General features: G+C 64.0%; 2 protein-coding genes. Both read right to left on the bottom strand.

Translation table 11 applies throughout. The features are described 5' to 3' along the window. Positions 1-45 precede the first annotated feature (45 nt). On the bottom strand, positions 46-354 hold the full coding sequence (locus D8M36_RS10005) for a pore-forming ESAT-6 family protein (protein WP_126848622.1): 309 nt from the start codon (positions 352-354) through the stop codon (positions 46-48). Between the two features lie 45 nt (positions 355-399). After that, positions 400-735 carry a hypothetical protein gene (locus D8M36_RS10000; RefSeq protein ID WP_074299418.1) on the bottom strand — a complete coding sequence of 112 codons (336 nt, stop codon included), beginning with the start codon at positions 733-735 and terminating at the stop codon, positions 400-402. Positions 736-855: the final 120 nt, after the last annotated feature.

The following is an 855-nucleotide window of genomic DNA, read 5'->3' as shown; positions in this document are numbered from 1 at the left end:
GCCCTGCCGCCGCTGGGGCGGCAGGGCGTTGGTGGTGTGGTGGTGTTAGCCGATGTTGGAGACGGCGGAGGCGGCGCGTTGTTGGGCGCTGGTGGCGGTTTCGTCGTTTTTGCCCATGGTGGTCTTGACGAGGTTGATGATGTTGCGGACCTCGTTGGAGGCGCGGTTCCAGCGCTGTTCAACGTGGCGGTATTCTTCGGAGACGCCGTCGGCCTGGAAGTCGGCCATGGCGGTAGCGACCTGCTGGTCGCGCTGGGCGATGAGGCCTTCGAGACGGCCGATGATGCCTGCGAGGTCGCCCTGGACGGACTGGGAAACGCCGGTGTCGAACGAAATACGGTCGGTGGTGGGCATGAGAGTTCCTCTCTAGAAAAAAGTGTGTGTGGGTGTGTGGGGGTTTCAGCGCTGGCCGGAGAAGCGGGCGCCGTCGAAGTTGGCCGAGCCCTGAGCGGAGGTGGAGTTGTCCATCGACTCCTGGTCGCCGGTCTGGAAGGCGGTGTCCATGCCACCCTGGCCCTCGACGATGCGGCCGAGCGAGGAGTTGAGGTCGGCGCTGATTTCGTCGGTGCGGCCCTTGAACTGGTCGAAGGCGGCGCGACCGGCACCGTTGAACTTGCCCTCGAGCGGCTCAACCGAAGCGACGAGCTGCTTGACGAGGGCGCCCAGGTCGTCGTTGGAGCCTGCGGTGTTGGTGGTGAGGGTGGAAAGGGTCTGGTTGCCCATATCGAACTTCATAAGTGCACTCCCTTGAAAGTGTTGGTGGGAGTGTGCGAACCACGGCGTCAGAGCGCGTGCGGTTCCCACGCTTCCCCCTTGTGCTGTCCGGGACCCACGTCCCGTTATCTGACCGTTATA

It is taken from the genome of Dermabacter sp. HSID17554, from assembly GCF_003989295.1.
Classification (GTDB): Bacteria; Actinomycetota; Actinomycetes; order Actinomycetales; family Dermabacteraceae; genus Dermabacter; species Dermabacter vaginalis.
This window is presented reverse-complemented; position numbering and strand designations above follow the sequence as displayed.

What these genes read in the sequence shown, in the direction of transcription:
- D8M36_RS10005 (WP_126848622.1), bottom strand. Translation starts at nt 354, where the DNA reads ATGCCCACCACCGACCGTATTTCGTTCGACACCGGCGTTTCCCAGTCC.
- D8M36_RS10000 (WP_074299418.1), bottom strand. Translation starts at nt 735, where the DNA reads ATGAAGTTCGATATGGGCAACCAGACCCTTTCCACCCTCACCACCAAC.